14 protein-coding genes are annotated in these 20,240 nt (G+C 70.8%); 5 read left to right on the top strand and 9 right to left on the bottom strand.

Translation table 11 applies throughout. The features are described 5' to 3' along the window. Nucleotides 1–113: 113 nt before the first annotated feature. Nucleotides 114–1,559 (top strand): FG-GAP-like repeat-containing protein, encoded by a 1,446-nt coding sequence (locus ACWIGU_RS18350; RefSeq protein WP_454402053.1) that lies wholly within the window; start codon nucleotides 114–116, stop codon nucleotides 1,557–1,559. Between the two features lie 73 nt (nucleotides 1,560–1,632). On the opposite strand, the gene ACWIGU_RS18345 is transcribed toward ACWIGU_RS18350, so the two are convergent. Both ACWIGU_RS18345 and ACWIGU_RS18340 read right to left on the bottom strand, forming a co-directional pair. After that, nucleotides 1,633–4,230 carry a bifunctional FO biosynthesis protein CofGH gene (locus tag ACWIGU_RS18345; RefSeq protein ID WP_454402051.1) on the bottom strand — a complete coding sequence of 866 codons (2,598 nt, stop codon included), beginning with the start codon at nucleotides 4,228–4,230 and terminating at the stop codon, nucleotides 1,633–1,635. A gap of 122 nt (nucleotides 4,231–4,352) precedes the next feature. Beyond that, nucleotides 4,353–5,183 carry an LLM class F420-dependent oxidoreductase gene (locus ACWIGU_RS18340; RefSeq protein WP_454402049.1) on the bottom strand — a complete coding sequence of 277 codons (831 nt, stop codon included), beginning with the start codon at nucleotides 5,181–5,183 and terminating at the stop codon, nucleotides 4,353–4,355. Between the two features lie 168 nt (nucleotides 5,184–5,351). Here ACWIGU_RS18340 and ACWIGU_RS18335 point away from each other — a divergent pair, with 168 nt between their 5' ends. Then, nucleotides 5,352–6,890, top strand: a complete 1,539-nt coding sequence (locus ACWIGU_RS18335; protein ID WP_454402047.1) for a CehA/McbA family metallohydrolase — start codon at nucleotides 5,352–5,354, stop codon at nucleotides 6,888–6,890. Nucleotides 6,891–7,038: 148 nt separating this feature from the next. After that, nucleotides 7,039–7,815: a hypothetical protein gene (locus ACWIGU_RS18330; RefSeq protein WP_454402045.1), complete on the top strand. Its 777-nt coding sequence runs from the start codon at nucleotides 7,039–7,041 to the stop codon at nucleotides 7,813–7,815. Nucleotides 7,816–7,833: 18 nt separating this feature from the next. Here the strand turns inward: ACWIGU_RS18330 and ACWIGU_RS18325 are convergent, their stop codons facing one another. The 6 genes from ACWIGU_RS18325 to ACWIGU_RS18300 all read right to left on the bottom strand — a co-directional run bounded on the left by ACWIGU_RS18325 (nucleotide 7,834) and on the right by ACWIGU_RS18300 (nucleotide 15,575). After that, complete coding sequence (locus ACWIGU_RS18325; RefSeq protein WP_454402043.1) at nucleotides 7,834–9,312, bottom strand: aldehyde dehydrogenase family protein; 1,479 nt, start codon at nucleotides 9,310–9,312, stop codon at nucleotides 7,834–7,836. Then, nucleotides 9,309–11,048, bottom strand: coding sequence for an N-acyl-D-amino-acid deacylase family protein (locus ACWIGU_RS18320; RefSeq protein WP_454402041.1), 1,740 nt, complete (start codon nucleotides 11,046–11,048; stop codon nucleotides 9,309–9,311). The genes ACWIGU_RS18325 and ACWIGU_RS18320 overlap by 4 nt, the downstream gene beginning before the upstream one ends. 227 nt (nucleotides 11,049–11,275) lie before the next feature. Next, nucleotides 11,276–12,394, bottom strand: a complete 1,119-nt coding sequence (locus tag ACWIGU_RS18315) for an LLM class flavin-dependent oxidoreductase (RefSeq protein ID WP_356288150.1) — start codon at nucleotides 12,392–12,394, stop codon at nucleotides 11,276–11,278. 145 nt (nucleotides 12,395–12,539) lie between these two features. Next, nucleotides 12,540–13,319 carry an SDR family NAD(P)-dependent oxidoreductase gene (locus ACWIGU_RS18310; RefSeq protein ID WP_383086609.1) on the bottom strand — a complete coding sequence of 260 codons (780 nt, stop codon included), beginning with the start codon at nucleotides 13,317–13,319 and terminating at the stop codon, nucleotides 12,540–12,542. A gap of 53 nt (nucleotides 13,320–13,372) precedes the next feature. After that, on the bottom strand, nucleotides 13,373–14,314 hold the full coding sequence (locus ACWIGU_RS18305) for a TIGR03619 family F420-dependent LLM class oxidoreductase (protein ID WP_454402039.1): 942 nt from the start codon (nucleotides 14,312–14,314) through the stop codon (nucleotides 13,373–13,375). A 4-nt stretch (nucleotides 14,315–14,318) separates the two neighbouring features. Then, nucleotides 14,319–15,575: an amidohydrolase family protein gene (locus ACWIGU_RS18300; RefSeq protein WP_454402037.1), complete on the bottom strand. Its 1,257-nt coding sequence runs from the start codon at nucleotides 15,573–15,575 to the stop codon at nucleotides 14,319–14,321. 165 nt (nucleotides 15,576–15,740) lie between these two features. Between ACWIGU_RS18300 and ACWIGU_RS18295 the strand changes: the two genes are divergently transcribed. Both ACWIGU_RS18295 and ACWIGU_RS18290 read left to right on the top strand, forming a co-directional pair. Beyond that, nucleotides 15,741–18,740, top strand: a complete 3,000-nt coding sequence (locus tag ACWIGU_RS18295) for an AfsR/SARP family transcriptional regulator (RefSeq protein WP_454402035.1) — start codon at nucleotides 15,741–15,743, stop codon at nucleotides 18,738–18,740. A 211-nt stretch (nucleotides 18,741–18,951) separates the two neighbouring features. Then, complete coding sequence (locus ACWIGU_RS18290; RefSeq protein WP_454402033.1) at nucleotides 18,952–19,122, top strand: sigma-like protein; 171 nt, start codon at nucleotides 18,952–18,954, stop codon at nucleotides 19,120–19,122. Nucleotides 19,123–19,382: 260 nt separating this feature from the next. Here ACWIGU_RS18290 and ACWIGU_RS18285 read toward each other — a convergent pair whose 3' ends face one another. Next, nucleotides 19,383–20,225 carry a DUF3626 domain-containing protein gene (locus tag ACWIGU_RS18285; protein WP_454402031.1) on the bottom strand — a complete coding sequence of 281 codons (843 nt, stop codon included), beginning with the start codon at nucleotides 20,223–20,225 and terminating at the stop codon, nucleotides 19,383–19,385. Nucleotides 20,226–20,240 lie beyond the last annotated feature (15 nt).

Here is a 20,240-nt window from a genome sequence, read left to right as displayed (position 1 = left end):
ATGCGCTGTTACAGGCTTGGGACGTACGTGCTCCGGGGCGCGTACAACGTTTTCCTCGGATGGCCTGTCTTTCTTCACGTAACCAGGAACACCCCCACAGGACACCAAGAAGGATGGGAACAGTGCGCCGCTCTCTCGTCACAGCCCTTGCCGTCACCGCACTCACCGTGCCGCTCGGACTCGCGTCCGCCGCCGGTACCGCCGCCGCTGCCACACCCGTTCCGCCGCGCGTCCCCGCCACGGACTTCAACCACGACGGGTACGGGGACCTCGTGCTCGGGGCGCCGGGCGCGACCGTGTCCGGGAAGGCGACCGCCGGGGCCGTCTCCGTGGTCTACGGCGGGAAGACCGGGCCCGACACCGCGAACGCCAAGGTCTTCACCCGCTCCACCACCGGGATACCCGGGGCCGCCGAGGAGGGCGGCTACTTCGGGGAGCGCGTCACCAGCGGCGACCTCGACGGGGACTCGTACACCGACCTCGTCGTCGCCGGGCTCGGCGGCGCGCCGAGCGTCGTGCTCTGGGGTTCGGCCGCCGGGCTGAGCGGGCAGGGCAGTGTCGCGCTGCCCACGTCGACCGGGATGTTCGCCGTCGGCGACTTCAACGGCGACGGGCACCGCGACCTCGTCACCGACGACTACCCGCGCAGCGACGACCCGTCCGACAACGCAGACGTCGCCGGGATGACCGTCTCCTACGGCCCCTTCGACCGCGCGAGCGGCAAGCCGGCGAGCCAGGACACCATCGCCACCAGCCAGACCTTCGGCCCCTCCGACATCGTCGTCGGCGACATGACCGGGGACGGCGCCGACGACATCGTCACGAGCCACGGCTTCGAGGAGTCCGCGTACGCCAGCAAGTTCTGGAAGGGCGGCAAGTCCGGCGTCAGCCACACCGCGAAGTCGCTGACGTCGTCGTTCCGCGGCGCCGTCGGTGACGTCGACGGCGACGGGTACGGCGACCTCGTCGTCCACGACATCGGCGACAACTACGAGGACATCCCGTACGAGAAGGGCACCGTCCTCGTCATGTACGGGACCGCGGACGGGCCCTCGACGACCCGCACGAAGACCATCACGCAGGACACGGCCGGTGTGCCCGGGGTCGGCGAGAGCGGGGACATGTTCGGCAGCGACCTCTCCGCCGGTGACGTGAACGGCGACGGCTACGCGGACATCGCCGTCGGCGTGCCCGGCGAGGCCATCGGCAGCATCAAGGACGCCGGCAGCGTCGTCCTGCTCAAGGGCGGCAGCGGTGGCCTGTCCGGCACGGGCTCGCAGGCCTTCAACCAGTCCACGACCGCCGTGCCCGGCGCCTCGGAGACCGGCGACGGCTTCGGCCAGCAGGTCGTCCTGTCCGACCTGAACGGCGACGGCAAGGCCGACCTGGCCGCCGCCGCTCCCCTGGAGGACGGCACGTACACGGACTCCGGCGCCGCGTGGGTGCTGCGCGGGGCCACCGGCGGGCTCACCACGAGCGGCATCACGTCGTTCGGCGCCGCCGCCGTCCATGTTCCCGAGAGGAACGCCCAGTTGGGGCAGGACCTCGGCGGGCGGTAAGCGACAGCGAGGAGGGGGTGGGGAAGACCCAGCAGTCCGGGGTTCCCCACCCCCTCCCGCGCAAGAAGCCCCCTCAGTCCCCCAGCACCGGCAGCAGTTCCGGCAGGTGGCCGTCCGAGGCCGTCGCCGCGCGCTGCCGCTCCTGCGGGACCTCCCCGTACAGCGTCGTGCGCGGCTTCGCCGGGCGGCCCGCTTCCTCCGCGATCGTGACGAGGTCCTTGACGGAGCGGTACGAGCCGTAACTGGAGCCCGCCATACGGGAGATGGTCTCCTCCATCAGCGTGCCGCCCAGGTCGTTCGCCCCCGAGCGCAGCATCTCCGCCGCGCCCTCCGTGCCCAGCTTCACCCAGCTCGTCTGGATGTTCGGGATGTAGGGGTGCAGGAGGACGCGGGCCATGGCGGTGACGGCCCTGTTGTCCCGGGTCGTCGGGCCCGGGCGCGCGATGCCCGCCAGATAGACCGGCGCGTTGGTGTGGATGAACGGGAGGGTCACGAACTCCGTGAAGCCGCCCACGTTCTTGGACAAGGCGGCCTGCTGGATGCCGGCGAGCGTGCGGAAGTGGCCGAGCCAGTGGCGGGGCTGGTCCACATGCCCGTACATCATCGTCGACGACGAGCGGATGCCCAGCTCGTGGGCCGTCGTGATGACCTCGACCCATGTCGCCGTGGGGAGCTTGCCCTTGGTGAGGACCCAGCGGACCTCGTCGTCGAGGATCTCGGCGGCCGTGCCGGGGATCGAGTCGAGGCCGGCCTCCTTCGCCGCGGTCAGCCAGTCCCGGATCGACATGCCCGTGCGCGTCGCGCCGTTCACCACCTCCATCGGCGAGAACGCGTGCACGTGCATGCCGGGGACACGCTCCTTCACCGCCTTCGCGATGTCGAAGTAGGCCGTGCCCGGCAGGTCGGGGTGGATGCCGCCCTGCATGCACACCTCGACCGCGCCCACGTCCCACGCCTGCTCGGCGCGGTCGGCGACCTGGGAGAGCGAGAGCGTGTACGCGTCCGCGTCCGTGCGGCGCTGCGCGAAGGCGCAGAAGCGGCAGCCCGTGTAGCAGACGTTCGTGAAGTTGATGTTCCTCGTGACGATGTACGTGACGTCGTCGCCGTTCACCGTCTTGCGGATGTCGTCCGCGATGCCGCAGAGGGCGTCGAGCGCCGGGCCGTCCGCGTGCAGCAGGGCGAGCGCCTCGTCGTCGGTGAGCTTCGTCGGGTCGTCGGCCGCCGTCGCGAGCGCGGCGCGCACATCGCTGTCGATGCGCTGCGGGACCATGCCGGGCGCGGCCTGCTCGCGCAGCGCCTCCCAGTCGCCGTACACGTCGTCGAAGTCGTCGCGCCGGTCGGAGGTGCGGCCCGTCGTGTCGATGGTGCGGTGCAGGTCCGTGCGGCCGGTGGCGGTGAAGCCCTCGTCGGGCTCCTGCCAGGGCAGGCCCTCGGGGCGCGCGCCCTCGTCGGCGAGGCCCGTGTCGGCACAGGCGAGGGCCCGTACGTGCGGAAGGAGGCGCGGGTCGAGCCACGGTTCGCCGCGCTCGATGAACTCCGGGTAGATCGTGAGGCGTTCGCGCAGCTCGAAGCCCGCCTCGCCGGTCTTCGCGGCGAGTTCGTCGATGTGCGGCCAGGGGCGCTCGGGGTTCACATGGTCCGGGGTCAGCGGGGACACCCCGCCCCAGTCGTCGATTCCGGCGCCGATCAGGAGCGCGTACTCCTCGTCGACCAGGTTCGGCGGGGCCTGGATGCGGGCGGAGGGGCCGAGGATGTGGCGGGCGACCGCGATGCACGCGGCCAGCTCCTCCAGCTCGGCGTCCGGCATGCCGCGCATCGCCGTGTCCGGCTTGGCGCGGAAGTTCTGGACGATGACTTCCTGGATGCCGTGGTAGCTGCGCTGGATACGGCGCAGCTGGAAGAGCGAGTCGGCCCGCTCCTCGTACGACTCGCCGATGCCGATGAGGACGCCGGTGGTGAACGGGACGTTCGACCGGCCCGCGTCCTCCAGGACCCGCAGCCGGACGGCGGGTTCCTTGTCGGGCGAGCCGTGGTGCGGGCCGCCGGGCTCGGACCACAGGCGCGTCGCCGTCGTCTCCAGCATCATTCCCATGGACGGTGCGACCGGCTTGAGGCGCTGGAGGTCGGTCCACGTCATGACGCCGGGGTTGAGGTGCGGGAGCAGTCCCGTCTCCTCCAGGACGCGGATCGCCATGGCGCGCACATAGGCGAGCGTGTCGTCGTACCCGTGCGCGTCCAGCCACTCGCGGGCCTCGGGCCAGCGGTCCTCGGGCCGGTCGCCGAGCGTGAACAGGGCTTCCTTGCAGCCCATCTCGGCGCCGCGGCGGGCGATGTCGAGGACCTCGTCCGGCGACAGGTACATCCCGTGGCCGTCCCGGCGCAGCTTCCCGGGGACGGTCACGAACGTGCAGTAGTGGCACTTGTCCCGGCACAGCCGGGTCAGCGGGATGAAGACCTTCTTCGAATACGTGATGACGCCCGGACGGCCCGCGGCCTTCAGGCCCGCGTCGCGCACGCGCGCGGCGGACGCCGTCAGGTCCCGCAGGTCGTCGCCGCGGGCCTGGAGCAGGACCGCCGCCTCGGCCATGTCGAGGGCAACGCCGTCGCGGGACCGCTTCAACGCGCGGCGCATCGCGTTGGCAGTGGGTCGTACAGCCTCCGGATCACTCATGCTCCCGAGCATACGAGCGCCCGCCGACAACGTCTGCGCCGCGCTGACGTGCGCGGGATCACGCGACGTACACGTTTCACCCGCGCCCGCCGCCCGTCCTGCAGAGATCCCGGAGAGACTGCCTACAGGTACTGCTCGTACTCGTCGAGGATCTTGAGGACCGAAGCCTCGTCCGCCGGGGGCAGTTGGAGGACGACCTCGTCGATGCCGAGCTCCGCGTAGTGCGCGAGCTTGCCCGGGCTCGGCAGGACCGCGTACGGGACGACGTGCAGGTCCGCCGGGTCGCGGCCCGCCTCCTCCCAGCCGGCCCGCAGCACGGGCATCGACTCGGTCAGTCCGCGCCCGCCGATCGGCAGCCAGCCGTCGGCGTACTCGATGATGTGCGCGAACAGCTTCGGGCCCGCCGCTCCCCCGATCAGGGTGCGGGGCGCGCCGCCCGCCGGCTTCGGGTAGGCGTGACTCGCCCGCACCGACACCCCGAACTCACCGTCGTACGCGGTCGGTTCCTGCGCCCACAGGGCCCGCATGAGGCCCATCCGCTCACGGCCGAGCTCGCGCCGCGTGCGCCATTCGACGCCGTGGTCGGCGGCCTCCTCGACGTTCCAGCCGAAGCCGAGGCCCAGCGTGAAACGGCCGCCGGAGAGGTGGTCGAGGGTGGCGATCTGCTTCGCCAGGTCGATGGGGTCGTGCTGGGCGATCAGCGTGATGCCGGTGCCGAGCCCGAGCCGCTCGGTGACGGCCGCGGCCTGCCCGAGCGCCACGAACGGGTCGAGGGTGCGGCCGTACTCGGCGGGCAGGTCTCCCCCGGCCGGATACCGCGTCGCCCGCTCCACCGGGATATGGGTGTGCTCGGGCAGATACAGCCCGGCGAACCCGCGCTGCTCCAGCGCGCGGGCGAGCCGCACCGGCGTGATGGTCTCGTCGGTCAGGAAAATCGTGGTCGAGATCCGCATGGGGGCATTACTACCGGCCCGCCCCTCAGGAGTCCATGGACTCCCCGGGCGGACAGACGTAAGACTCCGGTCCCCTTCCCTTACAGATGAGTTCACGGCTCAATACCAGGGTTGCTTGCACCACCCACGTCACGGACGACACAGTCACGACACCCTTGGAGCCGCAGCATGTGCGACGACGAGATGCACCACACGAACGGCGACGGCATCGGCAGACGCGCGCTGTTCGTGACGGGAGCGGCCACCGCGCTTACGTTGAGCGGTGTGAGCTTCGCGAGCGCGGCCGACGGCCGCCCACCGGCGGACGGTACGAAGACGACGAGCACCCTGAAGGGGACGCTGCCGCCCGGCGCGCCCGACTTCGTGTACGTGCCCGTCGAGGTGCCGCGCGGGGTCCGCGAGATCCACGTCGCGTACACCTACACGAAGGCGACCGTCCCGGCCGGCACGCAGAACAACGCCTTGGACATCGGGGTGTTCGACGAGCGGGGCACCGCGCTCGGCGGGGAGGGCTTCCGCGGCTGGTCGGGCGGCGCGCGCACCGAGTTCTTCGTCCGCGCGGATGACGCGACGCCGGGCTACATCCCGGGCCCGGTCCGCGCGGGCACCTGGCACATCGCGCTCGCCCCCTACACGGTGGCGCCCGAGGGCCTCCCGTACGAGCTGACCATCACGCTCACGTACGGCGAGCAGGGCGAGACCCCGAAGCCCGTCTATCCGCCCTCGCGCGCCAAGGGCCGGGGCCGCGCCTGGTACCGCGGGGACTGCCATCTGCACTCCTGGTACTCGGACGGGAAGCGCACCCCCGCCGAGATCGCGGCGCTCGCGCGCGCGGCGGGCCTGGACTTCATCAACTCGTCCGAGCACAACACGCACTCCGCGCACGCCCACTGGGCCGACCAGGCGGGCGACGACCTGCTCATCATGCTCGGCGAGGAGATCACGACCCGTAACGGGCACGTGGTGGCGCTCGGCACGGACCCGGGCACGTTCGTCGACTGGCGCTACCGCGCCCGCGACAACCGCTTCGGCAAGTACGCGGCCGAGATCCGCCGCGCCGGCGGCCTCGTCGTCCCCGCCCACCCGCACGCCACCTGCATCGGCTGCAACTGGAAGTTCGGCTTCGGCGAGGCGGACGCGGTCGAGGTGTGGAACGGCCCGTACACCCCGGACGACGAGGTCTCCCTCGCCGACTGGGACAACACCCTCGTGGCCTCCGTGCGGGGTTCACGGGAGTGGATCCCGGCGATGGGAAACAGCGACGCCCACCGCGACCCGGACCGCATCGGCGGCCCGCAGACGGTGGTCCTCGCCGACGACCTGACCCGTGAGGCCATCCAGGCGGGCATCAAGGCGGGCCGCTCGTACGTCGCCGAGTCGAAGTCCGTGGAGCTGACGTTCACGGCGTCCGGCTCGCGCGGCGAGCACGCCGGCATCGGCGAGCGGCTCCACGTGGACCCCGACGCGCCGGTCACCGTCCGCCTGGACGTCAAGGGCGCCCCGGGCTGCACGCTCCACCTGGTCACGGACCAGGGCACCCTGTTCACCGCGCCGGCGCTCCCCGAGTCCGGGTCGGGCACGGCCGAGTGGCGCACGACGGCGTCCTACGCGGCCTACGTACGGGCCGAGGTCCGGCACCCGGCGACGGTCCCGGGCCTGCCCGGGGCGCTCACCGCGTTCACCAACCCGGTGTTCCTGGGGGCGTAGGAGTCCAAGCTTCCTGAAGAGGAGCGGAGCCCGGCCCCGGGGTGGGGGTGGCCTGGACAGCATGGCTGGCTAGGCTGCCCCTCCTGAATGTTTGCCACAGCGGCGGGTGCGGCAGTGCCGGGCGCGCCGAGACGGGGGCGGAAGACGCATGGCAGATCGCCAGACGGTCCAGTTGTTCGACCACATGCGCAGGGGCATGCCGTTCGAGTTCACGACCAAGATGTCGATGATGAAGCGGCTCGCGACGCTGGTGTCCACTGCCGAGCTCTTCGGCTATCAGTACGCCGGGGCCCGCCAGGAGATCTTCTCCATCAAACTGCTCTTCACCCCCGACCCGAGCCCGCAGGCGCAGGCGCGCGCCGCGCAGTACTGGCCGTACGCGCCGCAGGTGCCCGGGATCCCGCCCCAGACGCTGGAACTCAACAAGAAGCGCGTGCTGTTCGACCTGAGCAGCAAGGCCGCGCTGCTGAAGCGGCTGCCGGTCGTCGGGGTGGTCGTCCTCCTGGCGTTCCTGCGCTCGTTCACCTTCCTGGGCAGCTCTCCGGGCCTCGCCCTCGGCTATGGGTGCGGCGTGGCCGTCCTGGCCGGCGTCGGCATGTGGATCAACTTCCTGCGCCACAAGAAGGCCGGCGCGTACCTCCAGGCGGCGGGCTTCATACGCTACGAGCCCTCCCCCGGCCAGGTCTTCCACCTCCCGCCGGGCTCCCAGCCGCAGTACGGGCAGCCGCAGCAGCAGTACGGGCAGCAGGCGCCCGGATACGGCGGCCAGGCCCAGGCCTATGCCCAGCCCCCGTACGGCGCACCGCAGCCCCCGCAGTACGGACAGCAGCAACCTCCGCAGTACGGACAGCCTCCGCAGTACGGACAGCAGCAGCCCCCGCAGTACGGGCAGCAGGCGCCCTACGGCGGCCGGCCGCCGCAGTAGGAGGGGGGCAGGAGTCAGTCACCCCTGCCAGACGACCGACTGTAGCTCGCTGTAGGCGTGCAGCGCGTACGAGCCCACGTCCCGGCCCACCCCGCTCTGCTTGAACCCGCCGAACGGGGCCTCCATGTTCCGGCCGACCGTGTTCACGCCGACCCCGCCGGCCCGCAGCCGCCGCGCCACCCGGAACGCCCGCGCCACGTCCCCCGACCACACGTAGTCGATGAGCCCGTACTCGCTGTCGTTGGCGAGGGCCACCCCCTCCTCCTCGTCATCGAAGGGCACCACCACCACGACCGGGCCGAAGATCTCCTCCCGCACGACCCGCATGTCGTTCGTGCAGTCCGCGAGGAGCGCCGGAGCGACGTAGAAGCCCTTGTCGAGGGCGGGCCGCTCGCCGCCCGCGACGACCCGCGCGCCCTCCTTGCGGCCCAGCTCGACGTACGACTCGACGCGGTCGCGGTGCGCCGCGGAGATCACCGGCCCGACGACTGTCCCCCGCGCCCTCGGATCCCCGACCTTCATGAAGCCGATGTACTCGGTCAGCTTCGCGACGAGCGCGTCGTACACCCCGCGCTGCGCGATCACCCGCGTCGGCGCCGTGCAGATCTGCCCGCTGTAGAAGGCGTACGTCGTGCCGATGCCCGCGACCGCCGAGGCGAGGCCCGCCTCGTCCAGGTCGTCGAAGACGAGCGCCGCGCCCTTCCCGCCCAGCTCCATCAGCTGCCGCTTCATGCCGCGCCCGCACACCTCGCCGATGCGCCGGCCGACCGCGGTGGAGCCGGTGAAGCTGACCATGTCGACGTCCGGCGAGTCGACGGCCGCCTCACCCACGTCCACAGCCGTCCCGCTGACCACGTTCACCACACCGGGCGGCGCCCCCGCCTCCTCCAGAGCGGCCGCCATCCGGTACACCGACAGCGGGTCCTGCGGGGCCGGCTTCACGACGACCGTGTTTCCCATGGCGAGTGCCGGGGCGACCTTGCCCGCCGGGTTCGCCCACGGGTTGTTGTACGAGGTGATGCAGGTGACGACACCGACGGGCTGCCGTACGGCGAGCGCCCCGAGGACGCCCGCCTTCCCCATGGGTCCCGCCTCGCTGATCTGCGGCGGCAGCGCCTGCTCGACCGGTTCGAGCGCGCCCTTCGCATAGCGGCGGAACCGCGCCAAGCCCACCGCGACCTGCATGCCGCGTGCGGTCCCGCTCGTCGCGCCGCTCTCCGCCTGCGCGAGCTCCGCGTTCACCGCGAAGTCGCGCTGCATCACGTCGGCGGCCCGGTCCAGGATCGCGGCGCGCTCCTCCGGCTTCGTCCGCGACCACGCGTCGAAGGCCTCGCGGGCAGCCGCCGCCGCGTCGTGGACCTGCGCGCGGGACGCCTCGGGGGCGAGACCCACGACCTCCTCCGACGCCGGGTCGACGACCTCGTAGTGCCCGCCGTCCGGCTCGGTCCACGCGCCGCCGATGAACAGCCGCTGGGAATCGTCCACTTGACGCGTCACTTGGTGGACACCGTCCTCGTGTCGCGCCCCGACCGCAGCACCGTCCCGGGCACGGCCCCCGTCACGACGTCCTCCCGGATGACCTCGACGCCGTTGACCCACACGGCGTTGACGCCGATCGCCTTCGAGTCGAGGCGCGGGCTGTCGCCGGGCAGGTCGTGGACGAGGGTGGCCTTGCCCGCGTCGATCCGCTCCGGGTCGAACAGGACGAGGTCCGCGTGCCAGCCCTCCTCGATCCGGCCGCGCTCACGCAGCCCGAAGAGCCGCGCCGGATCGTCGGTGAGCATCTTCACCGCCTCCTCGATCCCCGCCAGCTTCCGCCCGCGCAGACAGTCCCCGAGGAAGCGCGTCGTGTACGGCGCCCCGCACATCCGGTCCAGGTGCGCCCCCGCGTCGGACCCGCCGAGCAGCACGTCCTCATGGCTCCAGGTCTCGGCGCGCAGCGCCCACGAGTCCGGGTCGTTGTCGCTGGGCATGGGCCAAAGGACCGTCCGCAGACGGTCGTTGGCGCAGATCTCGACGAGGCACTCGAAGGGTTCCTGGCCGCGCTCGGCCGCGATGTCGTTCACCACGCGCCCGGTCAGGCCCTCGTTCGCCTCCGAGTACGTGTCCCCGATGACGTACCGCCCGAAGTGGGCGAGCCGCCGGAAGACACCGGCCTCCTTGCTGTCCGCGCGCCGCAGCATCCCGGACCGCACGTCCGGGTCGCGCAGCTTCGCGATCCGCTCGTCGACGGGCAGGGAGAGGACCTCGCCCCAGCCGGGGATGAGGTTCAGGGCGCAGAACGTGCCGAGCGACATGTTCATGGGCGTCAGGATCGGCATGGTCAGCGCGACGATCCGGCCGCCGGCCTTGCGGGCCCGCTCGCTGGGGATCAGCTGGCGCGGCACCCGCTCGGGGACGGCCGCGTCGATGGTGAGGACGTTCCAGTTCAGGGGCCGCCCGGCGGCGGCGCTCATCTCCACGAACAGGTCGATCTCGTCGTCGCTGAACTGGTCGAGGCACCCGGCCACGATCGCCTCGATCTGCGTGCCCTCGTGCTCGGCGACGGCCCGGCTCAGCGCGAGCAGCTCCTCGGGCCGCGCGTGCCGCGAGGCGACCGGCTGCCCGTCACCGTCCGAGTGCGTCGAGGACTGGGTGGTCGAGAAGCCCCACGCGCCCGCGTCCATCGCCTCGTGGAACAGGGTGAGCATCTGCTCCAGCTGCTCGGGCGTCGGCTGCCCGCCGACCGCGTCCGCGCCCATCACGTACCGGCGCAGCGCGCAGTGCCCCACCATGAAACCGGCGTTGACGGCGATCCGCCCGTCGAGGGCGTCGAGATACTCACCGAACGAGTTCCAGTTCCAGGGCGCGCCCTCCTCGAGCGCGACCAGCGACATGCCCTCGACCTTGGACATCATCCGCCGCGTGTAGTCGGCGTCCTCGGGCCGATCCGCGTGCAGCGGCGCGAGCGTGAAGCCGCAGTTGCCGCCCGCGACGGTCGTCACGCCGTGGTTCAGGGAGGGCGTCGCGTACGGGTCCCAGAACAGCTGGGCGTCGTAGTGGGTGTGCGGGTCGACGAAGCCGGGCGCGAGAATCCGCCCCCGCGCGTCCTCGGCGCTGCCCGCGGGCTCGGTCACGGCCCCCGGCTCGGCGATGACGGCGATACGCCCGTCACGTATCCCCACGTCGGCAACGTAGGCGAGGGCTCCCGTCCCGTCGACTACGGTCGCTCCCTTGATCAGATGATCGAGCACGAGGTCGTCCCCCTCCTGAAGGGTGAGTGGTGGCGGGTTCGCGGGCGCCGATCCGGCCGGTGCGGGCGCCGATCCAGCCCGTCCGGTGTCTGAGGACGAGCCCGAAGGGCGACAGGGGGTCCGGGGCACAGCCCCGCGTCGGTCACCCGTGCAACCCGCGACCCCAGGGGCCCCGGCCCCCGTCCGGGAAAGGAGGGGCCGGGGCGGTCCATGGGTGAGCGGCCGGATCAGACGGCCTCACGGAAACGCGTGGTCCGGTGCACCGGATCCGTATCGATCTTCGGAATGACGTGCTCGCCGATGAGCCTGATCGACTGGAGCGTGTCCTCCTTGGAGATGCCGATCGGCATGCCGAACGACAGCTGGTCCGCGCCCGCCTGCTCCCACCGCTTGCACTGCGTGAGCACCTCGTCCGGGTCGCCGCAGATCAGCAGCTCCTCGGCGATGAGGAGTTCGATGATCTCCTCGTTGAACTCGGGCAGCGTCTCGGGCCACACGGGGAAGCCCTCGGGGCGCGGGAACGTGTCGTGGTAGCGGAAGACGAGCGACTGGAGGTAATGCAGCCCGCCGGTCGCGGCGATCCGTACGGCCTCCGCATGGGTCGGCGCGCAGATCGCGGTCGAGGTGACCATGACGTTGTCGTTGACGAACGCCCCGACGGGCTCCGCCTTGCCGATGTTCGACTTGTACTGCTCCAGTACCCACTCCATGTCGGAGACCTTCTGGACGCTGAAGCCCAGGACGCCGAGGCCCTTCCTGGCGGCCATCGCGTACGAGGGCGGGGAGCCGGCCGCGTACCACATGGCGGGGTGCGCCTTCCCGTACGGCTTGGGGAAGATCTTGCGCGGCGGCAGCTGCCAGTGCTTGCCCTTGAACCCGACGTACTCCTCCTGGAGCCACATCTTCGGGAACTCGGCGATGGTCTCTTCCCAGATCTCCTTCGTGTAGTTCATGTCGGTGACGCCGGGGATGAAGCCGAGGATCTCGTGGCTGCCGGCACCGCGCCCGCTGCCGAACTCGTGCCGTCCCTCGCTGAGGTGGTCGAGCATGGCGACCTTCTCGGCGACCTTCACCGGGTGGTTGACCTGGGCGAGCGGGTTGAAGATGCCGGAGCCGAGGTGGATGCGCTCGGTGGCGTGGGCGAGGTAGCCGAGGAAGACGTCGTTGGCGGAGAGGTGCGAGTACTCCTCCAGGAAGTGGTGCTCGGACGCCCAGGCGTACTTGAAGCCCGACTTGTCCGCCTGGATGACGTACTCGGTCTCCTCCATCAGCGCCTTGTGCTCGGCGAGCGGGTCGGTCTCGGCCCGCTTGCCCACATATCCCTGTACAAAGAGCCCGAATTCCAAGGAGGTTCACCGTCCCCTGTCTGTGACCGGCGGCTGCGTCAGAAGCTCCTGTGCTCTTTCTGACGTACCGTCAGATTCGATGTGCCGACTGTTCCACCGTGCCCGTACAGCGTCAATACCTGATGCAACGTCAGATCTTCAGGAATCACAGCACGCTGACGCCCGCCAGCCACCCGCCGTCGATCACGAACGGCTGGCCCGTGATGTACGCGGAGTCCTCCTGCGAGGTGAGGAACAGCGCGAGCCGCGCCACCTCCTCGGGCTGCCCGACCCGCCCCAGCGGCACGAGCTTGCGGTACAGCTCGTCGAGCGCCTGCGAGGCCTCCTCGGTGTCAGCGCCCGGGTCCAGCTGCGACGGATTGCTCATGGCGGTGTCGATCGCGCCAGGGCAGACGGCGTTCACGCGGATCTTCTTCGCGGCCAGCTCGAGCGCCGCCACCTTCGTCAGCCCCACGATGGCGTGCTTGGTGGCGGTGTACGCGCCGACGTACGCCATGCCCGTCACCCCCGTGTAGGAGGCCGTGTTCACTATCGAACCGCCGCCGGCGGCCTCGATCTCGGGCGCGACGGTCTTGATCCCGAGGAACGCGCCCACCTGGTTGACCTGGATGATCTGCTGGAACTCGTCCAGGGGCGTGCTCACCAGCTCGTTGAACCGCAGGATCCCCGCGTTGTTCACGAGCCCGTCGATCTTCCCGTACGCCTTCTTCGCGGCGGCGACGGCGGCCACCCAGTCGTCCTCGCGGCTCACGTCCAGATGGACGTACAGCCCGCCGATCTCCTTGGCGAGCGCCTCGCCCTGGTCGTCCAGGACGTCCCCGAGCACCACCTTGGCGCCCTCCGCGGCGAACAGCCGCGCCTCCTGCTCGCCCTGCCCGCGCGCCGCGCCCGTGATGACGACGACGCGCCCGTCCAGCTTGCCCATGCCGGTACTCCCAATCGGTGAGGTGCCTGGTCGTTGCCTGGTCGTTCGGGTGCTCAGTCGTTCAGGTGCGGAGCGACGTCGGCGCCGAACGCCGCCATCTGGTCGGTGAGTTCAGCCAGGCTCCGGGAGCGGAACCGGACCTGGATCTGATGCACGCCCATCGCCCCGTACGCGCGCAGCGACTCGGCGAGGGCCTGCGGGGCGCCGGACAGGGTGCGCCGGCCGACGTGCCACGCGGGCTCACCCACGTACAGGGGCTCGGCGATCGCGCCCACGGTGACGGGAGTCTCGATGCCCGCCTCCTCCCGCAGCCGCCTCAACTTCGCTATCTGTCCCGGCAGGTGCTCGCGCGTGTCCCCCTGCGGCAGCCACCCGTCCCCCTTCACGGCGGCGCGGCGCACGGCGGGAGCCGAGGAGCCGCCCACCCACACCGGGACCCGGTTCTGCGCGGGACGCGGCCGCTGCCCGAGCCCCTCGAACGCGTACCGCTCCCCCTTGAACGACGGATACTCCTCCGGCCCGAGCGCCGCCTTCAGCGCGTCCAGGGCCTCGTCGAGCACGGCCCCGCGCCGCGCGAAGTCGACCCCGAGCGCCTCGAACTCCTCCTGTACGTGCCCTGCCCCGACCCCGAGGATCAGACGGCCGCCACAGAGATGGTCGAGGGTGGCGTACTGCTTGGCGGCGGCCAGCGGATGGCGCAGGCCGACGATCGCGACGTGGCTCATGAGACGCACGTTCTCGGTGATGCCCGCGAGGTAGGCGAGCGTGGCCACCGGGTCGTACCAGACGGTGCTCATGGCGTCGGCGAGGCGGCGCGGGATGGCGACGTGGTCGCAGCAGGCGATGTAGTCGAAGCCGGTGCGGTCGGCGGTGCGGGCGATCTCGGCGAGGTCGGCGGCGCCGGCCCCGGCCTCCCAGCCCTCGGCGTACATCGTGGACTGGGACTGGACGGGCAGCTGGATGCCGTAGGCGAGGTGCGACGTCCCGGACGTCATGGGGTCACTCACCGCCCTGCCCCGCCCAGAGCCCGTCGTCGGTCAGCCCCAGCAGGTCGATGGCGTTGCCGCGCACGATGCGCTCGACGACGTCCGCGTCCAGGTGCCCCATCTGCGCCTCGCCGACCTCCTTGGACTTCGGCCAGGTGGAGTCGGAGTGCGGGTAGTCGGTCTCGTAGAGCACGTTCGCGACACCGATGGAGTCGAGGTTCTTCAGCCCGAACGCGTCGTCGAAGAAGCAGCCGTAGACGTGGTCGGCGAAGTACTCGGAGGGCCGCTTGCGGACCTTGTCGGCGACGCCGCCCCAGCCGCGGTTCTCCTCCCAGACCACGTCCGCGCGCTCCAGGATGTACGGGATCCAGCCGATCTGGCCCTCGGCATACATGATCTTCAGGTTCGGGAAGCGCTCGAACTTGCCGCTCATCAGCCAGTCGACCATCGAGAAACAGCAGTTGGCGAAGGTGATGGTCGAGCCGACGGCGGGCGGCGCGTCGGGCGAGGTCGACGGCATCTTGCTGGACGACCCGATGTGCATCGCGATGACGGTGCCCGTCTCGTCACAGGCCCGCAGGAAGGGGTCCCACTCGTCCGTGTGGACGGAGGGCAGGCCCAGGTGGGGCGGTATCTCGGAGAAGGCGACGGCACGGACGCCCCGGGCGGCGTTGCGCCGCACCTCTGCGGCGGCCAGCCCGGCGTCCCAGAGGGGAACGAGGGTGAGCGGTATGAGCCGCCCCTGCGCCTGCGGCCCGCACCACTCCTCCACCATCCAGTCGTTGTACGCGCGCACGCCGAGCAGCCCGAGCTCGCGGTCCTTGGCCTCGGTGAACGTCTGCCCGCAAAAACGCGGGAAGGTGGGGAAACAGAGCGCGGACTGGACATGGTTGACGTCCATGTCGGCGAGCCGGGCGGGCACGTCGTACGAGCCCGGACGCATCTGCTCGTACGTGATGACCTCGAGCTTGATCTCGTCGCGGTCATAGCCGACGGCGGTGTCGAGACGGGTGAGGGGCCGGTGCAGGTCTTCGTAGACCCACCAGTCACCTATCGGCCCCTCCTCGCCGGGTGCGCCCATGACCGGCGCGAACTTGCCTCCCAGGAACGTCATTTCCTTCAGGGGCGCGCGCACGATCCGCGGTCCTTCGTCGCGGTATTTGGCCGGGAGGCGGTCCTGCCAGACGCCGGGCGGTTCCACAGTGTGGTCATCCACCGAAATGATCCGGGGGAAGCCCCGCGGGCTCTCCTTGGTCTCCTTGGTCTCCATGTCGACCACGGTAGCGCCGATCTGACGACCCGTCAGCTATCCGGACGACGGTGACATGAGGTGAGGTGTCTGTGATGGCTGTCTCGCGCGGCTGACGCATCCGCCATGAACAAGGCAAACTGGCCTCGTCGTCTTTGGATCTGACGCGTGCGGCAGGGGGCAGCGATGGACGGTGTACCGCGGGTACCGGAGCAGCGGTACGCCGGGACCTCCAAAAGCACCGGGAGCACTGAGCTGCCCGAGGCCATGGAGGTCCCGGCGGGCCTGCGCTTCAGTGTGCTCGGCCCGGTGCGCGCCTGGCGCGGCGACGAGCCCCTGACCACGGGCTCACCCCAGCAGCGCGCCCTGCTCGCGGCGCTCCTGCTGCGCGAGGGCCGCACCGCGACAGCCGCCGAGCTGATCGACGCCCTGTGGGGCGACGAACCCCCGTCGCAGGCCCTGGCAGCCGTCCGTACGTACGCCTCCCGCCTGCGCAAGATCCTCGACCCCGGCGTCCTGGTCAGCGAGTCCGGCGGCTACGCGATCCGCTCCGTCAGCGGCGACGCGCTCGACCTGGCCGCGGCGGAGGCGCTGCGCTCCGACGCCGAGAAGGCCCGGGGCGCCGGGGACCTGTGCAAGGCGCGCGAACTCTGCAACAGGGCACTGGCCCTGTGGGACGGCGAGCCTCTCGCGAACGTCCCCGGGCCCTTCGCCGAGACCCAGCGCGCCCGCCTCGAGGAATGGCGCCTCGGCCTGCTCGAATCCCGCCTCGACATGGACCTGGAACAGGGCTGCCATGCGGAGGCGGTCTCCGAACTCACCGCCCTCACCGCGGCGCACCCCCTGCGCGAGCGCCTGCGCGAACTGCTCATGCTGGCTCTCTACCGCTCCGGCCGCCAGGCCGAGGCCCTCGCCGTCTACGCCGACACGCGCCGCCTCCTCGCCGACGAACTCGGCGTCGACCCGCGCCCCGGCCTCGCCGAACTCCAGCAGCGCATCCTCCAGGCCGACCCGGCACTCGCGGAACCCTCCACCCCGGCGGCGGAACCCTCGGCGGCCACCCTCCGGCCCGCCCAGCTCCCGGCAACGGTCCCCGACTTCACGGGCCGCGCCTCATTCGTGAACGAACTGCGCGACATCCTGTCCTCGGCCTCCTCCCCCGACGGGGAAGGCCAGGTCATGGCGGTGTCGGCGGTGGCCGGCATCGGCGGCGTAGGCAAGACGACACTCGCCGTCCACGTGGCCCATGCCGCCCGCCCCTCGTTCCCCGACGGCCAGCTGTACGTCGACCTCCAGGGCGCGGGCCCGCGCGCGGCGGAACCGGAGACGGTCCTCGGCTCGTTCCTGCGCGCGCTCGGCACGGCCGACTCCGCGATACCCGACTCCCTGGAGGAACGCTCAGCCCTCTACCGTTCCACGCTGGACGGCCGCCGCGTCCTCGTCCTCCTGGACAACGCCCGCGACGCCGCCCAGGTCCGCCCCCTGCTCCCCGGTACGGAGGGCTGCGCCGCGCTCATCACGGGCCGCGTACGGATGGTCGACCTGGTGGGCGCGCATCTCGTCGACCTGGACGTCATGTCGCCGGAGGAGGCGCTCCAGCTCTTCACGAAGATCGTGGGCGCGGAGAGGGTGGCCTCGGAACGGGAAGCGGCCCTGGACGTGGTCGCCGCCTGCGGCTTCCTCCCCCTGGCGATCCGCATCGCGGCGTCGCGCCTGGCGGCGAGGCGCACATGGACGGTCTCGGTCCTCGCGGCGAAGCTCGCGGACGAGCGCCGCCGCCTGGACGAACTCCAGGCGGGCGACCTGGCGGTCAAGGCCACGTTCGAACTGGGCTACGGCCAGCTGGAGCCGGCCCAGGCCCGAGCGTTCCGCCTGCTGGGGCTCGCGGACGGCCCGGACATCTCCCTGGCGGCGGCGGCAGCGGTCCTGGACCTCCCGTTGGAGCCGACGGAAGACCTCCTGGAGTCCCTGGTGGACACGTCCCTCCTGGAGTCAGCAGCGCCCGGCCGCTACCGCTACCACGACCTGGTCCGGCTCTACGCGCGTGCGTGCGCGGAACGCGACGAGCTGCCTCCGCAGGAGCGGGAGGCGGCGATGTCGCGGCTGCTGGACTTTTATCTGGCTACTGCGGCCAGGGTTTATGCGATCGAGCGGCCGGGGGATCGGACGGTGGATCACCTGGAGGCGACCCGCCATCCAGGTCAGGAATTCACGGACGACGGCAAAGCCCTGGACTGGCTTCACGCCGAGGCGGCCTGCATTCTGGCTTGCGTTCAGCAGTCGCTGGGGGCACCGACGCTTCGCAGGGCGGTCGACCTTCTGTTGGCCGCGAAGGATCTGGCGGAGTCCGGGGCGAGCTCGCTGCGCTACGAGTCTGCGACGGTGGCCGCAAGGGACGCTGCCTACGCAGCAGGAGAGGCACGGGCGGAGGGTCGCGCCCGAGTCACACTCACCCAAGTACTCATCGCCTCCGGCCGGTTCGAAGAGGCCAGCGTGGAAGCGGCCACTGCCACCGCTCTCAAGGATGCAGCGGACGATCCGTGGCTCAGCGCCAACGCACCGAACGAGCAAGGCATCATCGCCATCTGCAAGAACGAGCACGCCGAGGGAGAGGCATACCTCCTCAAGGCCATCGAGGCCTTCCGGGACGACGGCAACCGTCCCGGCGAGGCCAGCGCCCTGTGCAATCTCTCCCGGGTCCTGGTCTCCATGGGCCGCGCCGAGCCGGCTATCGAACTGGTCGAGCAAGGTATGGCGATCTACGACGAGTTGGGCCTGACACTGCGTCTCGCCAACGCGCGGTATGCGCTGGGGATCGCCCTCAACTACGTGGGGCGACAGTCCGATGCCTTGGGGCAGCTCTCAGAGGCGCTGAAGGTATTCGTGGAAAACCGGCAACGCCTCTGGGAAGGGACCACCCACTTCCGATTGGCACAGGTCCACCTCTCCTCCGGCCGTTCGGCACAGGCCGCGCAGCATGCCGAACAGGCGCTGGCCACCGGATGCATAGGCGGTGACTGGATGCGCGCCAACGTCCTGACACTCCTCGGGCGCTCCCTCGACCACCTCAGGCAGGTCGACCGTGCGCGGGCCTGCTGGCGCGAGGCGCTAAGTATTCACGAGGCGGCCGGAGCGTCCGAAGTCGCGGATCTGCGCCGCCTTTTGTCGCCGTCAATTGCCGCCTGACCTCCCCAGGACAGCGCGTTCATCGAACGTTTATGGCGCACTGCCACTCTCAAGTCATCGAGCCGTCGCGTCGGGGGGCAGACGGATCGCCATGGGCCCCACAGATATGGTGAGCGGCCCCAGGAACGCCCGTTCGGAGACCCACGGGGGAGTCGCTGAACGGGCGTTCCGCATCCCAATGCACCACCAAGTCCAGTAGGAGGGCTCGACCATGAGCAAAGAGAAGAAGAACGAAGAAATAACCACTCTGGACAGCCACGCGCCCGCTCCGCCGGCCGACGACACCATCACCACGATGGACAGCCACGCGCCCGCTCCGCCGGCCGACGACACCATCACCACGATGGACAGCCACGCGCCGGCTCCGCCCAAGGACGCCTAAGACTTTCTTCCCGACGGGGATCGGCCGCGGCGGCGCGGAGGGGGAGCCGTCGCGGCCGAGTCATGTCCGGCCGAGGCGGCTCACTTAGCCAAACTCTGGCAGGAACTATTCGATTTTCATCAAACAGCCTGTGCGGCTGCGTCCGCACTGGCGGACAACCACGCGCCGGTCGCGCCGCTAGACAGCCACATGCCCTGATCCGGTCACTCCTCGCTGGGGCCGAGCCCACCAGGCTCGGCCCCATCGTCGTACCCACCCCGCTAAGCACTTCGCGTCCCGAAACGCGCCAGGTAGTGCCACACCTTCTTGACCGACTGCGGGGCATAGTGGCCGGCGCGGGCCGCGTCTCCGATGATGCGGGGATCGAGTACGCCGCCGACGGCGATCCGGGCGGCCAGGTCGACGTACTCCTGACCTCGGTAGTCGGGGTGACGGCGGAGTTCCTCGACCCCGAGGCGGAAGCCGCCGTGCCACTCCACCGGGCAGCCGAGACGCAGCGCCGCCGCCTCGACGGGCGTTCCTCGGTAGCACGGGTCCAGAACCAGCGCTTCCGCGTGGCAGTCCGGCCGGACCGGCCCATGCACCTGCGCCTCTATGTAGTCGTCCAGGTCGTCCCGGCTGTCGGACAAGGCTAGGTCGATGAGACCCATACGATCCGCGACACCGAAATCCGAGGGCTCGAGGAAGCTGTCCGGGTAGCAGAACGTGGTCCGCGCCACCGTCTCGACAGACAGCCGGAAATGGGCGGAGCCGAACCGCGGCGCCCCGCCCACCTCCTTACGGCGGAAGTTCAACGCCCCGTAGACCGGCCGCTCATGAGCAGGCGCCCCGTCGTACGACCCGCCGAAGATCCGGCTCTCCCAACGCCACCGGTCCCCACCGGGATGCGCGGTCAGGCCGCCATTGCTCGTACCCGTGACGAACTGCGAGTGGTAGAGGCCGTCGTCGGCCATAGCTTCCAGGATCGGCTTGCCGTGCAGCATGCGGTCCGGGTGGAAGTTGAGCGTCACCCGCAGCGCCGGGTCCACCGGAGGACCCGACGCCACTGACGCCACGTGACGAAGGGCCCGTTCCTGCGGTGTCCGGGAAGCTTCGGTGCTCATCCGCGCAGTGTTCCC

This window comes from Streptomyces sp. NPDC055400 (assembly GCF_053644375.1).
This window is presented reverse-complemented; position numbering and strand designations above follow the sequence as displayed.

What these genes read in the sequence shown, in the direction of transcription:
- ACWIGU_RS18350 (WP_454402053.1), top strand. Translation starts at nt 114, where the DNA reads ATGGGAACAGTGCGCCGCTCTCTCGTCACAGCCCTTGCCGTCACCGCA.
- ACWIGU_RS18345 (WP_454402051.1), bottom strand. Translation starts at nt 4,230, where the DNA reads ATGAGTGATCCGGAGGCTGTACGACCCACTGCCAACGCGATGCGCCGC.
- ACWIGU_RS18340 (WP_454402049.1), bottom strand. Translation starts at nt 5,183, where the DNA reads ATGCGGATCTCGACCACGATTTTCCTGACCGACGAGACCATCACGCCG.
- ACWIGU_RS18335 (WP_454402047.1), top strand. Translation starts at nt 5,352, where the DNA reads ATGTGCGACGACGAGATGCACCACACGAACGGCGACGGCATCGGCAGA.
- ACWIGU_RS18330 (WP_454402045.1), top strand. Translation starts at nt 7,039, where the DNA reads ATGGCAGATCGCCAGACGGTCCAGTTGTTCGACCACATGCGCAGGGGC.
- ACWIGU_RS18310 (WP_383086609.1), bottom strand. Translation starts at nt 13,319, where the DNA reads ATGGGCAAGCTGGACGGGCGCGTCGTCGTCATCACGGGCGCGGCGCGC.
- ACWIGU_RS18305 (WP_454402039.1), bottom strand. Translation starts at nt 14,314, where the DNA reads ATGACGTCCGGGACGTCGCACCTCGCCTACGGCATCCAGCTGCCCGTC.
- ACWIGU_RS18300 (WP_454402037.1), bottom strand. Translation starts at nt 15,575, where the DNA reads ATGGAGACCAAGGAGACCAAGGAGAGCCCGCGGGGCTTCCCCCGGATC.
- ACWIGU_RS18295 (WP_454402035.1), top strand. Translation starts at nt 15,741, where the DNA reads ATGGACGGTGTACCGCGGGTACCGGAGCAGCGGTACGCCGGGACCTCC.
- ACWIGU_RS18290 (WP_454402033.1), top strand. Translation starts at nt 18,952, where the DNA reads ATGAGCAAAGAGAAGAAGAACGAAGAAATAACCACTCTGGACAGCCAC.
- ACWIGU_RS18285 (WP_454402031.1), bottom strand. Translation starts at nt 20,225, where the DNA reads ATGAGCACCGAAGCTTCCCGGACACCGCAGGAACGGGCCCTTCGTCAC.